Source organism: Ureibacillus sp. FSL K6-8385 (genome assembly GCF_038593155.1).
Lineage (GTDB): Bacteria > Bacillota > Bacilli > Bacillales_A > Planococcaceae > Ureibacillus > Ureibacillus terrenus.
Map to the genome: position 1 here is coordinate 1,160,188 of NZ_CP151968.1, position 23,174 is coordinate 1,183,361.

The window sequence follows — 23,174 nt, forward strand, 5'->3', positions numbered from 1 at the left end:
CCGGGTGCGCATTTTTGGAAATGAATTTTTTGAGATTGTGGAAGAAAACGGAAAAGTTTTCATCAACACTTTCAAAAAAGGATTTTCAATCAGGCAGATGGATGACATTTTTCGGAAGTTTCCCCGGATCAAAGTGACAAATTTTTTAAATTTAAAAATTGCTTTGCAGGAAGCAGCAGGACAGCCGGAAGAAATTGGATATTGGCTGCCGCCGATGAAAATTGAAGTATCCAAAGACCGGATGACGGCCCAACTATTTGTATATGAGCCGAACGTGCTGGAAGATGAGAAGGCATTTCGGGAAGCTCTGGAAGATTTATTAGAACAAGAGAAGATTATTTTTGGAATAAAAGAAATTGATGTTCATTCAATTATGATTGCCAAACCCGTCGTCGTCGCCGAGGGAACCAAACCGGTTAAAGGCGAGGATGCCAAAATTACCTATCTGAAAATTCCGGAAAGAAAACCGGTTATAAGGGAAGACGGCAAAGCGGATTATTTTGATATGAACTTCATTTTTGAAATTAATCAGAATGATTGGTTGGGGGAAAAAATTCCACCGAAACCGGGAATCAATGGGAAAAATGTCTTTGGAGAAGAGATTCCAGCTCCTCCCGGTAAAGACAAGCCGCTGAAATACGACCGGAAGTCCGCTTATGAATCGGTAGAAGACGGGAAAATCGTGCTTCGCGCTTTGACAAAAGGTGTCGTGGAGGAACGGCATGGTTTTTTGACGGTGAGCCGACATTTGCCAATTAATGGCGATGTAGGGGTTGAGACAGGGAACATCGATTTTGATGGGTCCATCACCATCCGGGGAACGGTGCAGAAAGGTTTCAGCGTCATTGCGACCGGGGATATTTCCATTGAAGGATTGGAAGGCGTCACAGGAGCAAAAACCATCGAATCCAGGGAAGGGGACATCTACATAAAAGGCGGGGTGTTCGGATTAGGCCAAACGGACATAAAGGCGGGCGGCAGCATTTATGTAAAACACGTGAATGAAGCGAATTTATTTGCAAAGAAAAATATTGTCGTCGGCTTCTACTCTTTCAACTCTTTCCTGCAAGCGGATTCCATACTGTTGGACGAAGAAAATGGGAAAATCATCGGGGGAAAGGCGATTGCGAAAAATACAATCGTCACGGCTGTTTCGGGAAACCGCATGGAAAGACGGACGGACTTGATCATTCGATCCTTAGATCGCCAAGAAGGATATCAAATTATTCAAAGAAAAGCGGCGTTATTAAAATCCCTGCAGGAAGAAATTTTGCGATTAAACAATAATATTGAAAAGTTATCGTCATTCAAAGAAAATCTGCGCCAGGCGCAGTTGAAGACGTTAAAGCAAATGCAGGAAATGCTGGAAAACAAAAAGCAGCAGATGCTCCAATTGGATTTTGAAATCCAGGAATTGATGAGAGACATAAAATCGGCAGGGCAAGGCGAAATCATCGTCAAAAAAGAAGCTTATCCGGGAACATTGATTCAAATCGGAAATAAAGGGTCTTTGTTATCGAGTTTGACGAAAGGAAGATTTTCGAGGGAACTTGGGGAATTAAATGCATAAAAATGCGTTCAATGAAAGGGCAACTCCTTCATTGAACGCATTTTTTATTTTATTTTCATTTCTCTTGTTTCATCTTTCTTTTGAAATCTTGGCGCTACCCGTCCCCTTTTGCGGTCTCTGTGCAATAAGTAGCCGGCAAAAAAGCCGATTCCGGCAACTGCAAAGATCAGGCCCACAAGAAATTGCAGCCATAACCAAGGAAATGGGGAAATTAAAATGCCATATAGCGTGTCTCTCATAAATTTGATTCCAGCCCCGGCGATCAGAGCGGGAATTAATAAGACGATAAATGCAATCAAACGGGCCATGAAATAACCTCCTTTACAATTACTTCAATTTTACATTGTAGAAAAGCGGTGTCAAGATTCGACAAATAAATGCCAATATTTTATAAGGAATCTTCATATAAATTATACCAGTAATATAATACACAAAAAGAGCGAATAATCTGAAAATTGGGAAAAGAAGGATTTCCGGTGTTTCTAGTTGATTATTGGGTAAATAAAAAGTATTGTAAAGTAAAAAAATGTTATGAAATAGAAAATTTATAAATTAAATAGCGGATTCATTCATTTCTTAACAGGAGGGAATAACATTGGAAATCTTTAAGTATATGGAGAAATATGATTATGAACAATTGATTTTTTGCCATGACCAAAATTCCGGATTAAAGGCGATTATCGCCATTCACGATACAACCCTTGGACCTGCCTTGGGCGGGGCCCGCATGTGGCCGTACAAGTCGGAAGAGGAAGCCATAGAGGATGCATTGAGGCTTGCCCGGGGCATGACTTATAAAAACGCCATCAGCGGCTTAAATCTGGGAGGAGGAAAAACGGTCATTATCGGCGATCCGTCGAAAGATAAAAATGAAGAAATGTTCCGGGCGTTGGGACGGTATATCCAAAGTTTAAACGGGCGTTATATTACGGCGGAAGACGTCGGTACAACAGAGGAAGACATGAACCTTATTTATGAAGAAACGGATTATGTAACAGGGGTATCGCCGAGTTTCGGTTCATCCGGAAACCCTTCTCCTGTAACTGCTTACGGCGTATATTTGGGCATGAAGGCGAGCGCCAAGGAAGCTTTTGGGGATGACAGTCTGAAAGGAAAGCGGATTGCCGTTCAAGGATTGGGCAATGTTGCGTATCATTTGTGCAAATATTTGCATGAAGAAGGAGCCCAACTGATTGTGGCGGATATCAATGAAGCCAAAGTGAAAAAGGCGGTGAAAGAATTCGGGGCAGAAGCGGTAGAACCGAATGACATTTATAGGCAGGAAGCGGATATTTTCTCTCCATGTGCGCTTGGTGCCATCATCAACGACGAAACGATTCCGCAATTGAGAGCGAAAGTCATTGCCGGTTCGGCAAACAACCAGCTAAAAGAATCACGGCATGGCCAAATACTCCATGAAATGGGAATCATCTATGCTCCGGATTATGTCATCAATGCCGGCGGAGTAATCAACGTAGCCGACGAGTTATACGGTTACAACAGAGAACGGGCAATGAAGCGGGTTGAAACGATTTACGATACGTTAACAAAAATCTTTAAAACATCAAAAGAAGAAAACATACCGACCTATTTGGCCGCCAACCGGCTGGCTGAAGAGCGGATCAACAGCGTTTTAAAATCTAGGAAGCAATTCTTGCGGAAAGAGAAAAATATTTTAAGCAGAAAACTATTATAGTTGATATTTGAATTTTATTCGGGAGGGATGGCTTTGGCTCGTGAATATGATGTAGTTGTGATTGGCGGAGGTACCGGAGGATATGTCGCAGCAATCCGTGCCGCACAGCTTGGCATGAAAACAGCCGTTGTTGAAAAAGAACATTTGGGAGGGACTTGCCTTCACAAAGGCTGCATCCCGACAAAAACATTTTTAAGGAGCGCAGAAATTTACCGCGATGCAAAAAAAGCGAAACATTTTGGCGTGCAAATTTCAAAGATCGGTTTGAATTTGCCGCAATTGCAGCAGCGGAAACAGAACGTGATAGAACAATTGCATCAGGGTATCCGGGGATTAATGAAGAAAGGAAAAATTGACTGCTATTACGGAACAGGAAGGCTATTAGGACCATCCATTTTTTCTCCAATGGCCGGTGGGACGGTTTCCGTGGAAATGAATGATGGCTCAGAGAATGTAATGCTGCTTCCGAAACACGTCATACTTGCAACAGGAGCCAAGCCACGTCCTTTAAAAGGTATTGAATTTGATGGCAAAACGGTTTTAAATTCCGACCATTTGCTGGAATTAAAGGAGCTTCCAAAATCGATCATCATTGTTGGAGGCGGCGTCATCGGAATTGAATGGGCCTCTTGTTTAAACGATTTTGGTGTCCAAGTGACCGTATTGGAATACGGGGAACGGATTTTGCCTCAAGAAGATGCTTCCATCTCAAAGGAAATGGAAAAACAATTAATAAAACGAGGAATCGAAATCGTAACGAATGCGGAAGTGTCCCCCGAGGCGATCGAAAAAAGCGAAAATGCCGTAACTTTGAACGTTAAAGTAAAGGGCGACGACAAACAATTTATTGCAGAGAAAATGTTGATTTCAATCGGCCGGATTGGAAATGTTGAAAATATAGGCCTTGAAAACACGGAAATCGAAACCGAATCGTCTTTCATCAAAGTCAATGATGTTTACCAAACAAAAGAAAAACATATTTACGCCATCGGGGACTGCATCGGCGGGGCCCAACTGGCACACGTTGCCGCAAGCGAAGCGATTGCGGCGGTGGAACATATCGCTTCGGGAAAAAGAAAAACGGTGAATTACCGCCAAATTCCCCGCTGTGTTTATTCGTTTCCGGAGGTTGCAAGCATCGGGCTGACCGAAGAAGAGGCAAAATCGTTGAACTATGATGTAAAAATCGGTTCCTTTCCATTTAAGGGCGTTGGAAAAGCGGTAGTTCAGGGGGATGCGGAAGGGTTTGTAAAAATTATTGCGGACAAAGCAACCGATGATCTGCTGGGAGTGCACATGATTGGCCCCCATGTGACGAATTTGATCTCGGAAGCCTCCTTGGCGCTTCTCTTAGATGCCACACCTTGGGAGATTGGAGAAGCGATTCATCCTCATCCGTCATTGAGCGAGGTTTTTTACGAAGCAGCGTTGGCGGTGGACGGGAAAGCGATTCATTTTTAATTTCGTGTTCCGCGAAAGGGGAGTATGTGAATGACCAATTTACATCATGTTGAGTTGGGTTTGACTGACCAAGACGTGTTAAAAATGTACGAAACCATGCTTTTGGCCCGAAGATTGGACGAACGGATGTGGCTGTTAAACCGGGCCGGAAAAATTCCATTTGTCATTTCCTGCCAGGGGCATGAAGCAGCCCAGGTCGGAGCCGCCTTCGCCCTGGACCCAGGAAGGGATTATATCGCCCCTTATTACCGGGATATGGGCGTTGTGCTGCATTTCGGGATGACACCTCGGGAGTTAATGTTATCGGCATTTGCAAAAGCGGAAGATCCAAATTCGGGAGGAAGGCAAATGCCGGGGCATTTCGGATATAAAAAGAAACGGATTTTGACCGGATCATCGCCTGTGGCAACACAAGTTCCCCATGCCGTCGGGGTAGCGTTGGCAGGAAAAATGCAAAATAAGGATTATGTTTCTTTCGTTACACTGGGGGAGGGTTCGACCAACCAAGGCGATTTCCACGAAGGTGCCAATTTTGCGGGAGTGCATAAACTGCCTGTCATTATAATGGTAGAAAATAATCAGTACGCGATTTCGGTGCCGGTTGATAAACAGTTGGGAGGAAGAGTGGCCGACAGGGCGCTTGGATACGGAATGCATGGGGTCTCCGTTGACGGGAAAAATCCTTTGGCCGTTTATCAAGTGATGAAAGAAGCGGTGGAACGTGCCCGTCGCGGCGAAGGACCGAGCTTGATTGAAGCGGTCACTTACCGCTTGACAAGCCATTCTTCCGATGATGACGACAAGTATCGTTCATTGGAGGAAATAGCGAAAGAAAAAGCGAACGATCCGTTGCTGCTGTTTGAAAAATATTTAATGGATGCGAATGTGGCGACAAAAGAATACCTCGAGGAAATGAATGATAAAATCATGGAAATCGTTGATGATGCAACGGATTATGCTGAAAAAGCTCCTTATGCTCCCCCTGAACATGCGTTGAAATTTGTCTATTGGGAAGGGGATGAATAAGATGGCGGTTCTATCTTTTATTGAAGCGATTCATTTGGCAATGAAAGAGGAAATGGAAAGGGACGAAAAAGTATTCATTTTAGGGGAGGATGTCGGTAAAAAAGGGGGGGTTTTTAAAGCTACCCAGGGCCTGTATGAACAATTTGGGGAATGGCGAGTGTTGGATACCCCTCTTTCTGAAAGCGCCATTGCAGGTGTGGCGATCGGAGCTGCAATGGTAGGGATGCGCCCCATAGCGGAAATGCAATTTGCCGATTTCATTTTGCCCGCTGTCAATCAAATTGTATCGGAAGCTGCCAAAATCCGTTACCGTTCAAACAATGATTGGAATTGTCCGATTGTCATCCGGGCGCCGTATGGAGGCGGAATCCATGGTGCGTTGTATCATTCTCAGTCGGTCGAGGCACTGTTTGCGAACACGCCGGGACTGAAAATTGTCATCCCTTCGAATCCTTATGATGCAAAAGGGTTGTTAAAAGCGAGCATCCGCGATGAAGATCCCGTTCTATTTTTCGAACATAAAAAAGCTTATCGGTTAATCAAAGGGGAAGTGCCTTCGGATGATTATGTGATTCCAATAGGAAAAGCGGATGTGAAACGGGAAGGGAATGATCTCACCGTGATTACCTACGGCCTATGCGTCCATTATGCCCTCCAAGCGGCGGATCGCCTTGCCGAGGATGGAATCGATGTGCATATATTGGATTTGCGGACAGTCTATCCTCTGGATAAAGAGGCCATCATTGAAGCGGCCAGCCGGACCGGAAAGGTGCTGCTTGTGACGGAGGATAACAAGGAAGGCAGCGTGATGAGCGAGGTTGCGGCAATCATTGCGGAATACTGCTTGTTCGAATTGGATGCACCAATCATGAGATTGGCGGGGCCGGATGTTCCGGCAATGCCTTATGCGCCGACAATGGAAAGATTTTTCATGATCAGTCCTGAAAAAATTGAACGGGCAATACGGGAATTGGCTGCCTTTTAAGGGGGATGTGTATGACAATAGAAAAAGTGATTATGCCTCAACTGGGAGAAAGCGTGACAGAAGGAACAATAGAAAAATGGCTTGTGAAACCCGGGGACTTTGTCAAAAAATACGATCCTATCGCGGAGATCATTTCGGATAAAGTGAATGCGGAAGTCCCTTCTTCGCATACAGGCATCGTAAAAGAAATCATCGGAAAAGAAGGGGAAACCTATCCTGTCGGCACGGTCATTTGTACGATTGAAATCTCCGAAGAAAAGGAATCCAATATAAGCGAAGCGATCCGGAATGCGACAAAATCCGATTTGAAAGTAAAAATCAATGAACCGGACTACGGTCAGTTGATTCCAAAACAAAAAAGCCGATATTCTCCGGCGGTATTGAAACTTGCCAGTGAACACAAAATTGATTTGGAGAAAATAACAGGAACCGGATTGAATGGCCGCATTACAAGAAAAGATGTGCTGCAATACATTGAATCGCAAAAAGACATGAGCCCGGTTTCCGCTGGGACAACTTCAAAAGAGATTGTCCAAACTCAAAAAGAAATCGTATCGTCCCAGCCGTCAACGCCGATTCAGATTGAAAAAAGCGCGGGAGATGCGGAAATCCCAATCACTGCCATTCGACGCGCCATAGCGAATAATATGGTGAGAAGCAAGCAGGAAATTCCGCATGCCTGGATGATGATGGAAGTGGATGTGACCAACTTGGTCGCATATCGGGATTCCATTAAGAAACAATTCAAGGAACAGGAAGGGTTCAACATCACGTATTTTGCATTTTTTGTCAAGGCGGTTGCCCAGGCATTAAAAGAATTCCCGATGTTGAATTCCGTTTGGGCAGGGGACAAAATCATACAAAAAAAGGATATCAATATATCCATTGCAGTAGCCACAGATGATGCCCTGTATGTGCCGGTAATCAAGCATGCGGATGAAAAATCCGTTAAAGGCATAGCAAGGGAAATTCATGAACTTTCCCAAAGAGTCCGAAATGGAACGTTGAAGAGCGAACATACCCAGGGCGGAACTTTCACCGTGAACAATACCGGAACATTCGGTTCGGTACAATCGATGGGCATTATTAATTATCCGCAAGCTGCCATTTTACAAGTGGAAGCAATTGTAAAACGTCCTGTCATCATCGATAACATGATTGCCATCAGGGATATGGTGAATTTATGTTTGTCCATAGATCATCGGATTTTAGACGGATTCATTTGCGGAAAATTTCTTAAAAGAGTAAAAGATATTCTCGAAAATACGAATTATTATGAAAAAACGGTTTATTAATAAATCCAGAAAGCCTTGTAATTCAAGGCTTTCTTTAATTTTTAGACTTTATTGCATTGGTTTTCTAATGTATTATAAGAATTATGAAAATTATAATAACAAAAGGGGGAAGCTGTATAGCGACAACTATGTCAATCAACATGAATGAAATTGATTTTCCTGCGGTTAGTTATGAACAGTGGAAAGAAGCAGCAATCAAGTCATTAAAGGGGAAGCCGTTTGAATCGCTTTTCACGAAAACGATTGAAGGCGTTACTTTACAACCGTTATATACTCAAGAAATGTTAATTGAAAAATTAGGGGATCAATTAGAAAAACAAGTTTCGACTATACGTGCATTGCAATACTCCAATTCTGTACAAGCTGCCCAAATCATTTACGGGGATAATGAACAAGAATTCTTTGAACGGTTAAAAGACAGCGTTGAAAGAGGAAACGGCATTATCAGCATCGACAGCCGGGTTCTTGAATGGAACGACAATAATTTAACGGAATTGGCAACATACTTGGTGAAATATCCGTTTAAATTGTACGTCTACGATAAAAGCATTTTAGATGTATTTGACAAAATTCCGGAATCCGATCGCGCCAATGTAAAAGGATATATTGTTTCAAATGAACCGGTTGAACTTCAAGATTATCCGAATGTCCGCACAAATGGCGCAAATACCGTTCCATATCACAATGAAGGCGCACATGTTGTGCAAGAATTGGCTCTTACACTGGCTTTGGCCGCAAAATATGCGGAGAAGTCTGAATCCTTCGAATCCTTTGCCAATAAATTTTTCGTAAATTTTGCGATTGATACACATTTCTTCCAAGAAATTTCAAAATTAAGAGCATTTAAAGTGTTATGGAAAGCTTTTGCAAAAGCTTACGATGCCAAAGCCGTTCCGGTTCCTGTGCTTGCCGAAACATCCTTGCGCAGTTTCTCTAAATATGATATCTATGTCAACTTATTGCGCGCAGGAAATGAAGCGTTTTCAGCATTGATTGGTGGAGCAGATGCTATTACTGTATACCCATATGATGTGCTGACTAAACCTACGGATCAATCAATCCGTATTGCACGCAATGTCGTATTGGTATTAAAAGAAGAATCCTTTGTGGATGATGTGCTTGATCCTGCAGGCGGATCTTACTTCATCGAAACATTGACGAGAGAATATGTGGAAAAAGCTTGGGAACTATTCCTTCAAATTCAAGAAGCTGGTGGTATTGACGAATACGAAAATTCCGGAAAACTGAAAGCGGCGTTGGAAGAAGTATACAATGAGCGCATCAAACAAGTGGAAACACGGAAACATTCATTGATTGGAACAAACATTTACGCAAATCCGGCGGACGAATTACAAACAGAAACAAATCCGCTTTATGCAGATATCAAACGTTTGGCGATTCCGTTTGAAAAACTTCGCGAACAATATGGCCAGGCAAAACCAAAAGTCAGCATCTTGACTTACGGTAAATTAAAAGAATTCAAACCTCGCGCCGATTTTGTGAAAGGTTTCTTTGCAACAGCCGGAATCGTGCCTGAACAATCCGGAGAAATCGAATCCATCGAAGAAGCAAAAAATTGGTTGGCGCAGACAGATGCTGATTATGTGGTGATTGCAGCAACAAATGAACAAACAAAAGAAATCGTTCCTGCATTATTGGAAGCGAAAAAAGAAAATGTCATTTTGGACGTGGCAGGCAAATACCCAGAAGAAGAGGCAGAATGGCTGTCCAAAGGAGTAAACGGTTTCATTTATCTCGGTCAAAACATCGTGGAAAAGCTCACTGGACTTCTTGAAAGCTTGAAGGAGGTACAACGATGAAAGGGAACTTTCAATCAGTAAACATACAAGAAATATTGGACAACGAACAAATCCAGCCTTCTCATACATTTACAACAAATGAAGGAATTGAAGTAAAAGAATTTTATTCGGATGAAGACATCAAAGATGCCAAACATTTAAAAGACTATCCTGGTATCGCTCCGAACACTCGCGGACCATATCCAACAATGTATGTGGGACGGCCATGGACAATCCGCCAATATGCCGGATTCTCGACAGCGGAAGAATCCAACGCTTTCTACCGCAGAAATTTGGCAATGGGGCAAAAAGGGTTGTCCGTCGCTTTTGACTTGCCTACACACCGCGGATATGACTCCGACCATCCTCGCGTAAAAGGGGACGTAGGGAAAGCCGGCGTTGCGATTGACTCTGTAGAAGATATGAAAATTTTGTTTGACGGCATTCCTCTTGATCAAATGTCCGTTTCCATGACGATGAACGGTGCCGTTATTCCGATCATGGCCTTTTACATCATTGCGGCAGAAGAGCAGGGCGTAACACCGGAAAAACTTTCAGGTACAATCCAAAACGACATTTTGAAAGAGTATATGGTGCGGAATACGTACATATACCCTCCTGAAATGTCGATGAAAATCATTGCGGATATTTTTGAGTACACAAGTAAAAATATGCCGAAATTCAACTCCATATCCATCTCCGGTTATCATATCCAAGAAGCAGGCGCTACAGCCGATATTGAGCTTGCCTACACATTGGCGGACGGATTGGAATATGTGCGGACAGGATTAAAAGCTGGCATTGATATCGATTCTTTCGCTCCTAGATTATCCTTCTTCTGGGGCATCGGTATGAACTACTTCATGGAAGTAGCGAAAATGCGCGCTGCCCGCAGAATCTGGGCACAAATGATGAGCACGTTCAATCCGAAAAATCCAAAAAGTTTGGCATTGCGTACTCACTCCCAAACATCCGGATGGTCTCTGACAGAACAAGATCCTTTCAACAACGTAACACGTACATTGATCGAAGCAAACGCTGCGGCAATGGGTCATACGCAAAGTTTGCACACAAACTCCTTGGACGAAGCGATTGCGCTGCCAACGGACTTCTCAGCCCGCATTGCGCGTAATACTCAGCTATTCTTGCAAGAAGAAACGTTGATGACGAAAGTCATCGATCCTTGGGGCGGTTCGTACTATGTTGAAAAATTGACGGACGAATTGACAAAACGCGCCTGGGAATTGATTAAAGAAATCGAAGAGCTTGGCGGAATGGCAAAAGCCATCGAAACAGGTCTTCCAAAAATGAAGGTTGAAGAATCCGCGGCAAGACGCCAAGCTAAAATCGACTCCAAAGTTGAGACAATTGTCGGCGTAAACAAATATACATTAGACCATGAAGAACCAATCGATATTTTGGATATTGACAATACGCTTGTACGTCAAAAACAAATCGAACGAATCAACAAAATTAAGGCAGAACGCAATGAAGAAGAGGTGCAAAAACATCTTGAACGTTTGACGAAAGCGGCTGCCACTGGAGAAGAAAATATGCTTGCGGTTGCAGTTGATGCAGCGCGCGCCCGCGCAACGCTTGGAGAAATTTCTGACGCCATCGAAAAAGTTTGCGGACGCCATCAAGCAGTGATCCGTTCTATTTCCGGCGTATACTCATCCAACTTCTCCGATAATGAATTGATTGAAGAAGTAAAACAAATGACGGAAGAATTCTTGGAAAACGAAGGCCGTCGTCCACGTATTTTGATTGCCAAAATGGGACAAGACGGACATGACCGCGGTGCGAAAGTGGTTGCCACAGGATATGCCGACCTCGGCTTTGATGTGGATATTTCGCCATTGTTCCTGACTCCGCAAGAAGCAGCTCAAATGGCGGTTGAAAACGATGTTCACTGCGTGGGAGTTTCTTCATTGGCGGCAGGCCATAAAACATTGGTGCCTGAACTCATCGAAGAATTGAAAAAATTAGGAAGAGAAGATATTGTGGTTGTTGTTGGAGGAGTAATCCCGCCACAAGATTATCAATTCTTATACGACAAAGGAGTGGCCGCCATCTTCGGTCCTGGTACGGTCATCCCTGTAGCTGCCATCAAGATCATCGAAGAAATTTATCGTCGACTTGGCTATGAGGAAGTGACGGTATGATGGAGGAAAAGAGCTCTGAAGAAACAGCTTTGAATGTCATGAAAGGCATTGAAAGCAAACATGATGGAATGACGTATGTCGCTCCAAAAAAATTCCGCAAAAAACAAAAACAACAAATTGATATACGCCAATTGGCAAGTGAAGTGCGCGAAGGAAAGCGCACTTCACTTTCAAAAGCCATTACATTGATTGAAAGCTCCAATGCCGAACATAAAGTGTTGGCCCAAAACCTATTGCAAGAATTGTTGCCATACACCGGAAACAGCGTCCGGATCGGAATTACGGGCGTTCCAGGCGCCGGAAAAAGTACCTTTATTGAGGCTTTTGGCACAATGTTGTGCAATATGGGGAAGAAAGTTGCAGTACTGGCAATCGACCCTAGCTCAACCATTTCCGGAGGCAGCGTTTTGGGCGATAAAACGCGGATGGAAAACTTGAGCAGGCATGAAAACGCCTTTGTCCGTCCTTCTCCAAGCGCAGGTACTCTGGGGGGCGTGCACAAGAAAACAAGGGAAACGATGCTTCTTTGTGAGGCGGCAGGATATGAAGTCATCCTGATCGAAACGGTAGGTGTAGGCCAAAGCGAAACATATGTGCGGGGAATGGTCGACTTTTTCCTACTCCTCGTTTTGACGGGGGCAGGAGATGAGCTGCAAGGAATGAAAAAAGGCATAATGGAGCTTGCGGATGGCATTGTTGTCCATAAAGCCGACGGAGATAACGTCGAAAAGGCAAAGAAGACGGTCCGGGAATACCAGAAAATATTGCATTTCTTGCAGCCTTCCACTCCTGGATGGCAATCGAAGGCCCTGGCGGTATCGTCCTATGAAAAAACCGGCTTGGAAGATGTATGGGAAATGATTTGTTCCTTTGAAAAGCAAATGAAAGATTCCGGTTATTGGTATACGAGAAGACAAGAACAAACGAGCGATTGGTTCCATTCCATGATTTACGACCATTTGATCGATTCATTCTTCGGCAAGAAAGAGAACAAAGACCTGGTGAAACAATTGGAAGAGAAAATATTGCAGGGCAAATTAACCGTAACGCAAGGAATTCAGGAATTGTTCAAGGATTATGATTCCTAAAGATCATCAGTTTCGTTGAAAGGGTGTAATCCATAGAAATTTCATTTCATTTCTTCCTTTTACCGCATTTGCAATTAACTTTTCAATCCACTATGCTAAAATTAATAATTGAAAGGAGTTTGAAATGAAATGATGGATTACGATTTATTTATGCAAGAAATTATCAGAACAGCCCGTGCCGAAATGGAGAATGCGGGATACGAGCAGCTGAGAACGCCTGAAGAGGTGGAAAAGGCCTTTGCACGTCCCGGAACAACCCTTGTCATGATCAATTCTGTTTGCGGTTGCGCCGGCGGAATTGCGCGCCCTGCGGCTGCAAATGCAATCCATTATGATAAGCGGCCAGATCATTTGGTAACGGTTTTTGCCGGACAGGATAAAGAAGCGACTGCGGCTGCCCGTGCACACTTCGGCGAAGATCATATTCCTTCATCTCCGGCATTTGTCTTATTGAAAGACGGCAAAGTGGTTGCCGACATTGGACGCCATGAGATTGAAGGGCATGATGTGATGTCTGTTATTACGAATTTACAAGCGTATTTTGAGGAATATTGTGATGAAGTTTGATTAAAAATGATGAGAATCCGCATACGGAGTGGTACAGAAGTATTGCGGATTCTACATTATTTTTTCAGTGCAACTTGTATTTTCAGAAATCAGGAAATTTTATTTTTATAATGAAAATTGCCAATTGTATCTGTTGTGATACAGAAAATAACGAGAAAAGTTTTTTGAAAAAACTTTTGTGGAAATAAAAATAGCGATTACTGAAAAGTAACCGCCAGTCCATTTTAGAAAAACGACAATCCAAAAGCCAATGTCGATAGCACCATAATTGCAATCATGGCATATACGACAACTTTTTGAAATTTTTTGTTGCTCATTTTCTCGCTCTCTCCTTTTTTTCATAAGTTTAGTTTATCAAATTTGAAAAATTTCTCAAGTACGTAGCGCAATTTTCGTAAATTCGTTACAATAGGATATGTACTATAACAGAAGGGGTGTCATCATGGAAAAAATCGATCACATTGGGATCGCGGTAAAAAACCTGGATGAAACAGTAAAATACTACACAGAAGTTTTAGGTTTAAAATTAGAGAGAATCGAAGAGGTTCCAACTCAAAATGTGCGTGTCGCATTTATCGATGCCGGCAATGTGCACATTGAATTGCTAGAACCTTTAAGCGAAGAAGGAGCAATTTACAATCATATTCAAAAACGCGGGGAAGGAATCCAGCACGTTTGCTTCAGCGTCGACAATATTCGGGAAACAATGGCGGAATTAAAAGAAAAAGGAGTCCGTCTTCTTTCCGATGAGCCGATTCCTGCCGCTGGTGGTGCACAAGCTTGCTTTATTCATCCAAAAAATAGTTTTGGAGTTTTATATGAACTATATGAAAAAAGTGGAAAAGGGGTTAATGAATAATGGACATGCTAGATAAAATCAATGAGATGTATGACAGAAAGAGAGAAATTTATTTAGGCGGTGGGGACAAACGTATCGCAAAACAGCACGAAAAAGGAAAACTCACTGCCCGCGAACGCATCGATCTGCTATTGGATGAAGGCACTTTCGTAGAAATTAACCCATTCATCAAACACCGTGTAACCGATTTCGGCATGGGCGAACAAAAGGGCCCTGGTGATGGTGTAGTAACAGGATACGGTAAAGTCAATGGCCGTCCTGTTTACTTGTTTGCTCAGGACTTCACAGTGTTCGGTGGAGCTTTGGGTGAAATGCATGCGAAAAAAATCGCGGCGGTAATGGATTTGGCTGCGAAAAACGGCGCTCCGTTCATCGGAATTAACGATTCCGGCGGTGCCCGCATTCAGGAAGGGGTACTATCATTAGACGGCTATGGCCACATCTTCTACCGCAACTCCATCTATTCCGGAGTAATTCCTCAAATCTCTGTGATCATGGGTCCATGCGCCGGTGGGGCAGTATATTCCCCTGCAATCACGGACTTTATTTTAATGGTTGATAAAACATCTCAAATGTTCATTACTGGTCCAAAAGTAATCGAAGCGGTAACAGGAGAAAAAATTTCTTCCGAAGACTTGGGCGGTTCCAAAGTTCATAACTCCATCAGCGGGAACGCACACTTCCGCGCGCCAAACGAGGAAGAAGCGATTAAACAAATCCGAAGACTATTAAGCTATTTGCCGCAAAGCTACAAAGAAAAACCGCCACGCATGCCTCGTCCGGAAGGAGACGATTGGCGTCCGGAATTGATTGACGTTGTGCCAATCGAGCCAACACGTCCATACGATGTTCGAAAAGTGATTGAACAAGTGGTGGACGAAGGTTCCTTCATGGAAGTGCATTCTGAATTTGCGAAAAACATCGTGGTCGGATTTGCACGCATCGCCGGACAATCTGTTGGACTTGTATGTAACCAGCCAAAAGCTTTAGCGGGCGGTCTCGATATCGACTCATCCGATAAAGCATCAAGATTTATCCGCACATGTGATGCATTCAATATTCCGATCATCACATTCGAAGACGTATCCGGATTCTTCCCGGGCGTTAAACAGGAGCACGGGGGCATCATCCGTCACGGTGCGAAAATCTTGTATGCTTATTCTGAAGCGACAGTGCCAAAAATTACAGTCATCCTGCGTAAAGCATACGGTGGCGCATACGTGGCATTGAACTCCAAATCCATCGGCGCCGACCTTGTATTCGCATGGCCAAACGCAGAAATCGCCGTAATGGGTGCAGCTGGTGCCGCGAACATCATCTTTGCGAATGAAATCGCAAACTCTCCGGATCCGGAAAAAACTCGTCAAGAAAAAATTGAAGAATATAAAGAAAAATTCGCAAATCCATATGTTGCTGCTTCCCTTGGAATGGTGGACGATGTCATCGATCCGAGAGAAACGCGCATTAAATTGATCCAGGCATTGGAAATGCTTGAAAATAAAGAGGAATCAAGACCTAGCAAAAAACACGGAAATATCCCTCTATAATTTTCAAAATAGTAGTACAAGCCAGAATTTGGTTTGTACTACTTTTTATTATGACAATTATTTGGAAATTAGAACGAAAAAGTTTTTATTTTTTAGAATGATATAGAAATTTTAAAAACATTGTGTTAAAATGCAAATTACTTACAACAAATGAATAGTCTATACGGTGCTAATGGACATTAGCTTAAAAGGGAAACTAGTGAGAATCTAGTGCGGTCCCGCCACTGTGATGAGGAGCTCAAAATCACAAAGGCCACTGTGAAAACGGGAAGGCGATTTTGAGCGATGACTCTAAGCCAGGAGACCTGCCGTATAGAGCGGATGGTAGTGTCCTACGAGGATAGGTACACGAATAGGCATCATACTAGCATTATGCGTATCGTTATGCCTTATTGTGGGACACTGCTATTTTAGCAGTGTTTTTTTATTATTCATATATTTTTTAGGAGGGTTTTTATGAACATTTCGTTTAAAAAGCCAATTTATTTTTTAGCATTATTGTTGTTGGTTCCTAAGCCTGCCTTTGCTATGCACATCATGGAAGGTTTTTTGCCGGCAGAATGGGCTGTCTTTTGGTGGCTCGTAACATTACCTTTTCTAATAATAGGGTTAAAGAATATAAGCAATCTTATAAAGGTTCATTCTGAGACAAAATTATTGCTGGGTTTATCCGGAGCATTTGCATTCGTTTTATCCGCTTTAAAAATTCCTTCCGTTACAGGGAGTTGTTCTCATCCTACCGGGGTGGGTTTAGGAACGATTTTATTTGGACCTTTTGTAATGAGTGTTCTAGGTAGTATTGTTTTGCTTTTTCAATCATTGCTATTGGCGCATGGGGGGTTAACGACGCTTGGTGCCAATGCATTTTCTATGGCTGTTGCCGGTCCTTTTATTGCATATGGAGTATTTAAGGGGGCGCAAAAGATCGGTCTAACGTTTACATTTGCAGTCTTTTTGGCTGCCTCATTAGCTGATTTAGGCACTTACGTTATTACATCTATTCAACTTGCACTTGCTTTTCCCTCTGAAGTGGGTGGTATATTTGCTTCATTTGTCAAATTCGCTAGCGTCTTTGCGATTACTCAAATTCCTTTAGCGATTGTAGAAGGGTTGCTTTCAGTCATGGTGATGAATTTCTTGGTGAAATATAACGTAAATGAATTAAAGTTGCTTCAAGTGTTAAACAAAACTCAGGAGGCGAAATAGATGTTAAAAAATAACGCATTTATCTTATTTATTACGATCGCTTTGATTTGTATTCCGCTGATTTTCAATGGAAATGCAGAATACGGCGGTGCAGACGGGGAAGCGGAAGAATTGATCACAGAGCTGAACGAATCCTATAAACCTTGGTTTTCTAGTATATGGGAACCTCCTAGTGGTGAAATCGAAAGTTTATTATTCGTCTTGCAAGGAGCTGCCGGTGCTGGGTTTATCGGTTATTTTATAGGATATATGAGAGGCCGGAATAGGGGCGGAAATGCTGAGATACCGAAATGAGAATGCTGGAATTTTACGCTTATCATTCACCATTAAGAAACATACATCCGATTGAAAAAATCGTATTTGCATTGATTCCTTTAATACTTAATATCCTGTTTCAAAATATATACACGTCTTTATTCATATTTTTCATCATGGTTGTGATTACCATAATTTTTGGCAAAATTCCTGTTCGTATATATTGGAAGTTATTGTTAATTCCGGTCGCTTTTTTATTATCAAGTGTACTGGTCATTTTACTCAGCTTTACCGAAAGCCCTTTAGAAGGAGCAATTTTTCAATCCATCATTGGTCCCGTTGTTATTTCAATCATGAAGGAAAGTATTGAAAAGGCCTTGACTCTATTTTCTGTTTCCTTATCGAGTATCAGTTGCTTGTACTTCTTAATCTTAACGACAACCATTCAGGATGTTCTGTTTGGTTTACAGTGCTTGAAAGTTCCGCAGGTTTTGTTGGATTTAATCGCATTAATCTATCGATTTATATTTTTATTTCTGGATTCAAGCAGGACAATATTTCTTGCACAAAAAGCAAGGTTGGGACATGGTTCATCTATCAAAACGATAAAGTCGATTGGACTTATTATTAATGCTTTATTTGTTAAGGTATTCCATGAAATGAAAGATTTAAACAACGCAGTCAATGCAAGAAGTTTAAATGGTTATATAGCTGTTATTGCAAGAACAATTCGATTTTCAAGAAGCCGTTGGATATTCATTATGTTAATCAGTATATTGATTATCGCTTTTAATTTCACCGTTGGGAGAGCTGGTTGAATGAGTACTACTATTTTCGAACTGAGCGAAGTGTACTACCGTTATGAAGATGGGACTGAGGCTTTAAAAAATATCAATCTACGAATTGAACGAGGAAAAAAAATTGCTCTTTTAGGCAGCAATGGTGCAGGAAAGTCCACATTATTATTGCATTTAAATGGGTTGTTAAAACCAACATCCGGTACAATTTGCATCGATGGACAACCATTAACCTATTCGAGGAAAGAGTTGATCAATTTAAGACGTCGGGTAGGAATCGTTTTTCAAAATCCTGAAACCCAGTTGTTTAATGGGACGGTTCGAGATGACATATGTTATGGACCATATAATTTAAAGTTGCCGGAACGGGAACGAAAGACGTTAATTGAGAAAGCAATTATTCTGACAGACGTAGGTGAGTTGTTAGATAAACCGATTCATTTTTTAAGCGGTGGACAAAAAAAGCGGGTTTCCATCGCAGGTGTGCTTGCTATGGATCCTGAAGTCATCCTTTTTGATGAACCAACTGCATCTTTGGATATTTATTACACAAAGAAAATAAGGAAACTATTAGATGAACTTCATCGTGATGGGAGAACACTTATTCTTTCTACTCACGATATTGATTTTGCCTATGAATGGGCTGACGAAGTAATTGTGATGCATCAAAGTGAAGTGTTATTTCAAGGTAATTTCTCTCAACTGTTTGAAGAACACAAAGATATTATTACTAAAGCGAATCTGGAAACATCAATAATATTCGAAATAGCGCAAATATTGAAAAATGGAGGGGTGAATTTAAATACAATTGATTACCGTTCAAAAGAACAATTATTGGAAATTCTTAAAGATTATTTATTGAAGGTAACAATATAAATGGGGTGATGTCTTTGAGAGGAAAGCTATACATTGTCGGTTTTGGTCCAGGGGACGCCAATCACATTACATATCGGGCAGTGGAAGCGATAAAAGCAAGTGATTATATCATTGGATACAAAACTTATGTGGAATTAATAAAAAATTTATTAAACGTCAAACAAAAAATTATAAGTACTGGGATGACGGAAGAAGTTTCACGTGCACAGGCTGCGGTAAAACTTGCGGAAGAAGGGCACCAGGTAGCGGTCATTTCTAGTGGAGATTCCGGTGTATATGGCATGGCCGGTCTCATTTATGAAGTACTCGTTGAACAAGGTTGGCATAAAGAGTCAGGGGTTGAAGTGGAAGTCATTCCTGGAATTTCTGCCATCAATTCTTGTAGTTCCCTACTCGGTGCCCCGATTATGCATGATTCATGCACAATCAGCTTAAGTGATCATTTAACACCATGGACAATTATCGAAAAAAGGCTTGAAGCAGCGGCAGCAGCTGATTTTGTGATTGCTCTATACAATCCGAAAAGCGGAAGAAGAACAAAACAAATCGTGGAAGCAAGACGGATATTACTAAAATATCGGTCACCGAATACACCGGTTGGACTTGTAAAAAGTGCTTATCGCGAAAGACAATCGATTGTGATTACGACGTTGGATAATATGCTGGAACACGAGATTGGTATGCTCACAACAGTGATTATTGGAAACACCTCCACATTTGTATATGATGACTTAATGATTACGCCGAGGGGGTATCAACGAAAATATACGCTTGATCGCGAGGTACAACCATTGAAACCTCATGAACGATTGAAAAAAGAAGCAGAACCTTGGTCTTTGGAAAATTTGGAATCGAAGAAAAGAGAGTCAAAAAAAACCCCTTTTCAACTAGCATGCGAAGCAATTGCAATGCTGGACCGAAAGCCAAATTTCGTTGTTGAAAAAACAGACTATAAACCAGTTTTTGAGTTTGCCATAAGTCCTGGGGTGGCAAATAAACGATTCACCCCTGAGCAATTTAAGCTATTGGCTGAAGTTGTTGGTCATGAGGGAAGGATGGACTATTCAAGGGATCATCAGTTGCGGATCAGTATTCCAACTAATCATCCAGAACAAATTGTAGAACAATTATCAAATGTTGGTTTGCTGGTGATGCCTGTAGGAGATGTCATTACGGTGAAGGCTTGTGATTTTTGTGATGGTGAAAAAAAGGATTCGATACCGTACGCTGAAAAGCTGCAACAGAGATTTGGAGGAAAAGCTGTGCCGAAAGAATTAAAAATCGGCATTAATGGATGTGGGATGGCATGTTACAACGCCGTTATGGAAGATATCGGAATCGTATATCGAAAAGGAAAATTTGATGTGTTTTTAGGTGCAAAACCGGTAGGACGCACCGCACATCCGGGTCAATTGATTGAAGAGGGGTTGGAAGCTGAAAAATTAGTCGAATTAATCGAAAAACTGATTGTTGAATATAAAGAAAATGCTCATCCAAATGAACGATTATTTAAATATTTTAAACGGAAAAAAGTGCTGGCAGGGTACAAATATCAAGATAATGAGCCAAAGCTCAATTTGCAGCCAATCCCTTGTGCAGATTAGGAGGATAACATGACGAAAGCTATTTTATTTGTAGGACATGGAAGTAAGCTTGAAGCAGGAAATGAAGAAGTAAGAGAATTTGTAAAGCAAACAAGAGAATTAATTGATTCAAGTCTACTAGTAGAAACATGTTTTTTAGAATTTGCTGAACCAACGATTTCTCAAGGTATTAAGATTTGCATCGAAAAAGGTGCCAGTGAAATCTATGTAATGCCAATCATCTTGCTCCATGCAGGACATTCTAAAATTCATATTCCCGCAGAAATTGTAGAGGCGCAAGAAAAATATCCCCATGTGAAATTCACTTATGGTGAAGTTGTGGGAATTCATGAAGATATTTTTCAAATTTTACTGGAACGTCTACAAGAAATCGGTTTTGATACCCAGGCAAAACATGAAGATACAGCCATTTTATTAATTGCCCGGGGAGGAAGCGATGAATATGCCAATGGTGATTTTTTCAAGATTACAAGACTGTTATGGGAGAAGTTAAATGTTCAAGTAGTGGAAGGAGCTTTTATGGGAGTGACAAAACCATTGGTTGAAGAAGGGATTGAACGATGTATAAAGCTTGGTGCTAAAAAAATCATCATGCTTCCATATTTTCTATTTACGGGCATATTAATGGAGCGGATGAAATCCTATTGTGAACGCTTCAAAGAACAATATCCCGAAATAAACATTGAAATTGCCCATTATTTTGGATACCATCCCCGATTAAAATCTGTCGTTATTGAACGAATGGTACAAGCATTATCCGGGCATTCGAACGGTGATAAAGATATACAAAATGTTCAAAAGTTAATGGAAAAGGGGCTCATTTCCCACCATCACCATCACCATGAGCATGAACATGAACATCACCATGAGCATGAACATGAACATCACCATGGTCATAAACATCATCATCATGATTACAAAGGTTGTAACGTCCAACTTGATGAAAAAATGGAAGTGAAACCATGATTTTATTTCTTGCTGGGACAAGTGATGCACGTGAATTGGCTGTTTTGTTAAAAAAGGAAGGCTTCCCCCTAATGGCTACCGTAGTAACAGAATCTGCAGCCAAAAGTCTTGTTGATAAAGGCATAGAAGTAAAAGTTGGTAGATTAAATTATGAAAAAATGTACGAATTTTCAAGGGAAATCGGGGTGACAATGATTGTAGATGCCAGTCATCCCTTTGCCGAAGAAGCACATAAAACGGCAAAATGGGTTGCCGAACAATTAAATATCCCCTATATCCGCTATGAGAGGGAAAAATTGCAGCTTGAACAGGATTTTATCAAATTTGTTTCATCCTATGAAGAGGCAGCGGAACTTGCAGCAAAGAAAAAAGGAGTTGTCATGCTCACAACAGGCAGTAAAACGCTGGAAATCTTCGCAAATAAATTATTGCCGCTGAATGATGTTCGCGTGATTTGCAGAATGCTTCCCCGAATCGATAATATGCAAAAATGCGAGCAGCTCGGCTTCCCCCAAAAAAATATAGTGGCAATGCAAGGCCCTTTTTCAAAAGAGTTGAATATTGCCTTATTTAAGCATTTCGGTGTGACACTCATGATTACAAAAGAAAGCGGCAAAGTTGGTGCGGTCGATGAAAAAATAGAAGCTGCAAAGGAACTTGGGATTGAAACGATTGTCATTAAAAGACCAATTATAGAATTTGGTCATGTATTTAGTGAAATGGAGGAAATTGTAAATTGGATAAAAAATCAAAGAAATGAGGGTGCATTATGAATTTTAAACCGATTACGGTAGATCCGGATAAGATTTATGATTATAGTTTTGCCATTATCGAAGAAGAAATGGGAGAACATCACTTTTCAGACATGGAATGGCAAGTTGTTCGCCGAATCATCCATGCTTCGGCTGACTTTGAATTAGGAAGAAGTGTTGTATTTTCACATGGTGCTGTTGAAGCGGGCATTAAAGCAATCCGGGAAGGAAAACATGTAATTGCCGATGTCCAAATGATTGTCAGCGGCTCAGGACGGAAACGATTCCAAAAATATGGCGGAGATCTGCATTGTTATATCAGTGATGAAGATGTGTCACAAGAAGCGAAAGAAGAGGGAGTTACTCGGGCTATTATGTCAATGAGAAAAGCCGCTCGTGAACATGAAGGAGGTATATATGCAATAGGCAATGCACCGACTGCATTGTTGGAATTAATTCGTCTTGTTAAGGAAGGCATTGCAAAACCTGACTTAATCATCGGGATGCCTGTTGGCTTTGTTTCAGCAGCTGAGTCGAAGGAGGAGCTGTTGAAACTCGAAGGGATTCCATATATTACGAATATCGGCCGTAAAGGCGGCAGCACTGTAACCGTAGCTGCTTTAAATGCTATTTCAATATTAGCTGATCAGGTGTAAGGGA

Annotated in this window: 22 protein-coding genes and 1 riboswitch; of the genes, 20 read left to right on the forward strand and 2 right to left on the reverse strand. The window is 41.7% G+C overall.

Annotated features, from left to right (window positions below):
• The first annotated feature begins 4 nt into the window (after positions 1 to 4).
• Complete coding sequence (locus tag NST62_RS05680; protein ID WP_141600785.1) at positions 5 to 1,570, forward strand: FapA family protein; 1,566 nt, start codon at positions 5 to 7, stop codon at positions 1,568 to 1,570.
• Positions 1,571 to 1,614: 44 nt separating this feature from the next.
• Here the strand turns inward: NST62_RS05680 and NST62_RS05685 are convergent, their stop codons facing one another.
• Positions 1,615 to 1,878, reverse strand: a complete 264-nt coding sequence (locus tag NST62_RS05685; RefSeq protein WP_141600784.1) for a DUF2627 domain-containing protein — start codon at positions 1,876 to 1,878, stop codon at positions 1,615 to 1,617.
• A gap of 281 nt (positions 1,879 to 2,159) precedes the next feature.
• Here NST62_RS05685 and NST62_RS05690 point away from each other — a divergent pair, with 281 nt between their 5' ends.
• From NST62_RS05690 to NST62_RS05730, 9 genes are all read left to right on the forward strand, one after another.
• Positions 2,160 to 3,266, forward strand: coding sequence for a Glu/Leu/Phe/Val dehydrogenase dimerization domain-containing protein (locus tag NST62_RS05690; protein ID WP_141600783.1), 1,107 nt, complete (start codon positions 2,160 to 2,162; stop codon positions 3,264 to 3,266).
• A gap of 33 nt (positions 3,267 to 3,299) precedes the next feature.
• A complete protein-coding gene (gene lpdA, locus NST62_RS05695; RefSeq protein WP_141600782.1) occupies positions 3,300 to 4,727 on the forward strand; it encodes a dihydrolipoyl dehydrogenase in 1,428 nt (475 codons plus the stop codon).
• A gap of 30 nt (positions 4,728 to 4,757) precedes the next feature.
• Complete coding sequence (locus NST62_RS05700; RefSeq protein WP_141600781.1) at positions 4,758 to 5,753, forward strand: thiamine pyrophosphate-dependent dehydrogenase E1 component subunit alpha; 996 nt, start codon at positions 4,758 to 4,760, stop codon at positions 5,751 to 5,753.
• Position 5,754: 1 nt separating this feature from the next.
• Entirely contained in the window at positions 5,755 to 6,738 is a 984-nt protein-coding gene (locus NST62_RS05705; protein ID WP_141600780.1) for an alpha-ketoacid dehydrogenase subunit beta, read from the forward strand.
• An 11-nt stretch (positions 6,739 to 6,749) separates the two neighbouring features.
• Positions 6,750 to 8,033, forward strand: a complete 1,284-nt coding sequence (locus NST62_RS05710) for a dihydrolipoamide acetyltransferase family protein (protein WP_141600779.1) — start codon at positions 6,750 to 6,752, stop codon at positions 8,031 to 8,033.
• A 128-nt stretch (positions 8,034 to 8,161) separates the two neighbouring features.
• Positions 8,162 to 9,853, forward strand: a complete 1,692-nt coding sequence (locus NST62_RS05715; RefSeq protein ID WP_342463210.1) for a methylmalonyl-CoA mutase family protein — start codon at positions 8,162 to 8,164, stop codon at positions 9,851 to 9,853.
• Positions 9,850 to 11,997, forward strand: a complete 2,148-nt coding sequence (gene scpA / locus NST62_RS05720) for a methylmalonyl-CoA mutase (protein WP_141600777.1) — start codon at positions 9,850 to 9,852, stop codon at positions 11,995 to 11,997. Before NST62_RS05715 ends, scpA begins: the two co-directional genes overlap by 4 nt.
• Complete coding sequence (gene meaB, locus NST62_RS05725; RefSeq protein WP_342463211.1) at positions 11,994 to 13,085, forward strand: methylmalonyl Co-A mutase-associated GTPase MeaB; 1,092 nt, start codon at positions 11,994 to 11,996, stop codon at positions 13,083 to 13,085. The genes scpA and meaB overlap by 4 nt, the downstream gene beginning before the upstream one ends.
• A 129-nt stretch (positions 13,086 to 13,214) precedes the next feature.
• Positions 13,215 to 13,652, forward strand: a complete 438-nt coding sequence (locus NST62_RS05730) for a BrxA/BrxB family bacilliredoxin (protein ID WP_141600775.1) — start codon at positions 13,215 to 13,217, stop codon at positions 13,650 to 13,652.
• Positions 13,653 to 13,876: 224 nt separating this feature from the next.
• Here the strand turns inward: NST62_RS05730 and prli42 are convergent, their stop codons facing one another.
• On the reverse strand, positions 13,877 to 13,969 hold the full coding sequence (gene prli42, locus NST62_RS05735) for a stressosome-associated protein Prli42 (RefSeq protein WP_181733116.1): 93 nt from the start codon (positions 13,967 to 13,969) through the stop codon (positions 13,877 to 13,879).
• Between the two features lie 125 nt (positions 13,970 to 14,094).
• Here prli42 and mce point away from each other — a divergent pair, with 125 nt between their 5' ends.
• The 10 genes from mce to NST62_RS05785 all read left to right on the forward strand — a co-directional run bounded on the left by mce (position 14,095) and on the right by NST62_RS05785 (position 23,170).
• Complete coding sequence (gene mce, locus NST62_RS05740) at positions 14,095 to 14,511, forward strand: methylmalonyl-CoA epimerase (protein ID WP_141600774.1); 417 nt, start codon at positions 14,095 to 14,097, stop codon at positions 14,509 to 14,511.
• Complete coding sequence (locus NST62_RS05745) at positions 14,511 to 16,058, forward strand: acyl-CoA carboxylase subunit beta (protein ID WP_328215417.1); 1,548 nt, start codon at positions 14,511 to 14,513, stop codon at positions 16,056 to 16,058. The genes mce and NST62_RS05745 overlap by 1 nt, the downstream gene beginning before the upstream one ends.
• A 147-nt stretch (positions 16,059 to 16,205) precedes the next feature.
• A riboswitch (cobalamin riboswitch) is annotated at positions 16,206 to 16,386 on the forward strand.
• 128 nt (positions 16,387 to 16,514) lie between these two features.
• A complete protein-coding gene (locus NST62_RS05750; protein ID WP_141600772.1) occupies positions 16,515 to 17,264 on the forward strand; it encodes an energy-coupling factor ABC transporter permease in 750 nt (249 codons plus the stop codon).
• Positions 17,265 to 17,558, forward strand: a complete 294-nt coding sequence (locus NST62_RS05755; RefSeq protein ID WP_141600771.1) for an energy-coupling factor ABC transporter substrate-binding protein — start codon at positions 17,265 to 17,267, stop codon at positions 17,556 to 17,558.
• Positions 17,555 to 18,337 (forward strand): cobalt ECF transporter T component CbiQ, encoded by a 783-nt coding sequence (cbiQ, locus tag NST62_RS05760; protein ID WP_342463212.1) that lies wholly within the window; start codon positions 17,555 to 17,557, stop codon positions 18,335 to 18,337. Before NST62_RS05755 ends, cbiQ begins: the two co-directional genes overlap by 4 nt.
• Complete coding sequence (locus tag NST62_RS05765) at positions 18,338 to 19,192, forward strand: ABC transporter ATP-binding protein (protein WP_141600769.1); 855 nt, start codon at positions 18,338 to 18,340, stop codon at positions 19,190 to 19,192.
• Positions 19,193 to 19,200: 8 nt separating this feature from the next.
• Positions 19,201 to 20,796 (forward strand): precorrin-3B C(17)-methyltransferase, encoded by a 1,596-nt coding sequence (gene cobJ / locus NST62_RS05770; RefSeq protein ID WP_141600768.1) that lies wholly within the window; start codon positions 19,201 to 19,203, stop codon positions 20,794 to 20,796.
• Between the two features lie 9 nt (positions 20,797 to 20,805).
• Positions 20,806 to 21,762: a sirohydrochlorin chelatase gene (locus tag NST62_RS05775; protein WP_342463213.1), complete on the forward strand. Its 957-nt coding sequence runs from the start codon at positions 20,806 to 20,808 to the stop codon at positions 21,760 to 21,762.
• Complete coding sequence (cobK, locus tag NST62_RS05780; RefSeq protein ID WP_328219692.1) at positions 21,759 to 22,535, forward strand: precorrin-6A reductase; 777 nt, start codon at positions 21,759 to 21,761, stop codon at positions 22,533 to 22,535. The genes NST62_RS05775 and cobK overlap by 4 nt, the downstream gene beginning before the upstream one ends.
• On the forward strand, positions 22,532 to 23,170 hold the full coding sequence (locus NST62_RS05785) for a precorrin-8X methylmutase (protein ID WP_141600765.1): 639 nt from the start codon (positions 22,532 to 22,534) through the stop codon (positions 23,168 to 23,170). Before cobK ends, NST62_RS05785 begins: the two co-directional genes overlap by 4 nt.
• The last annotated feature ends 4 nt before the right edge of the window (positions 23,171 to 23,174 follow it).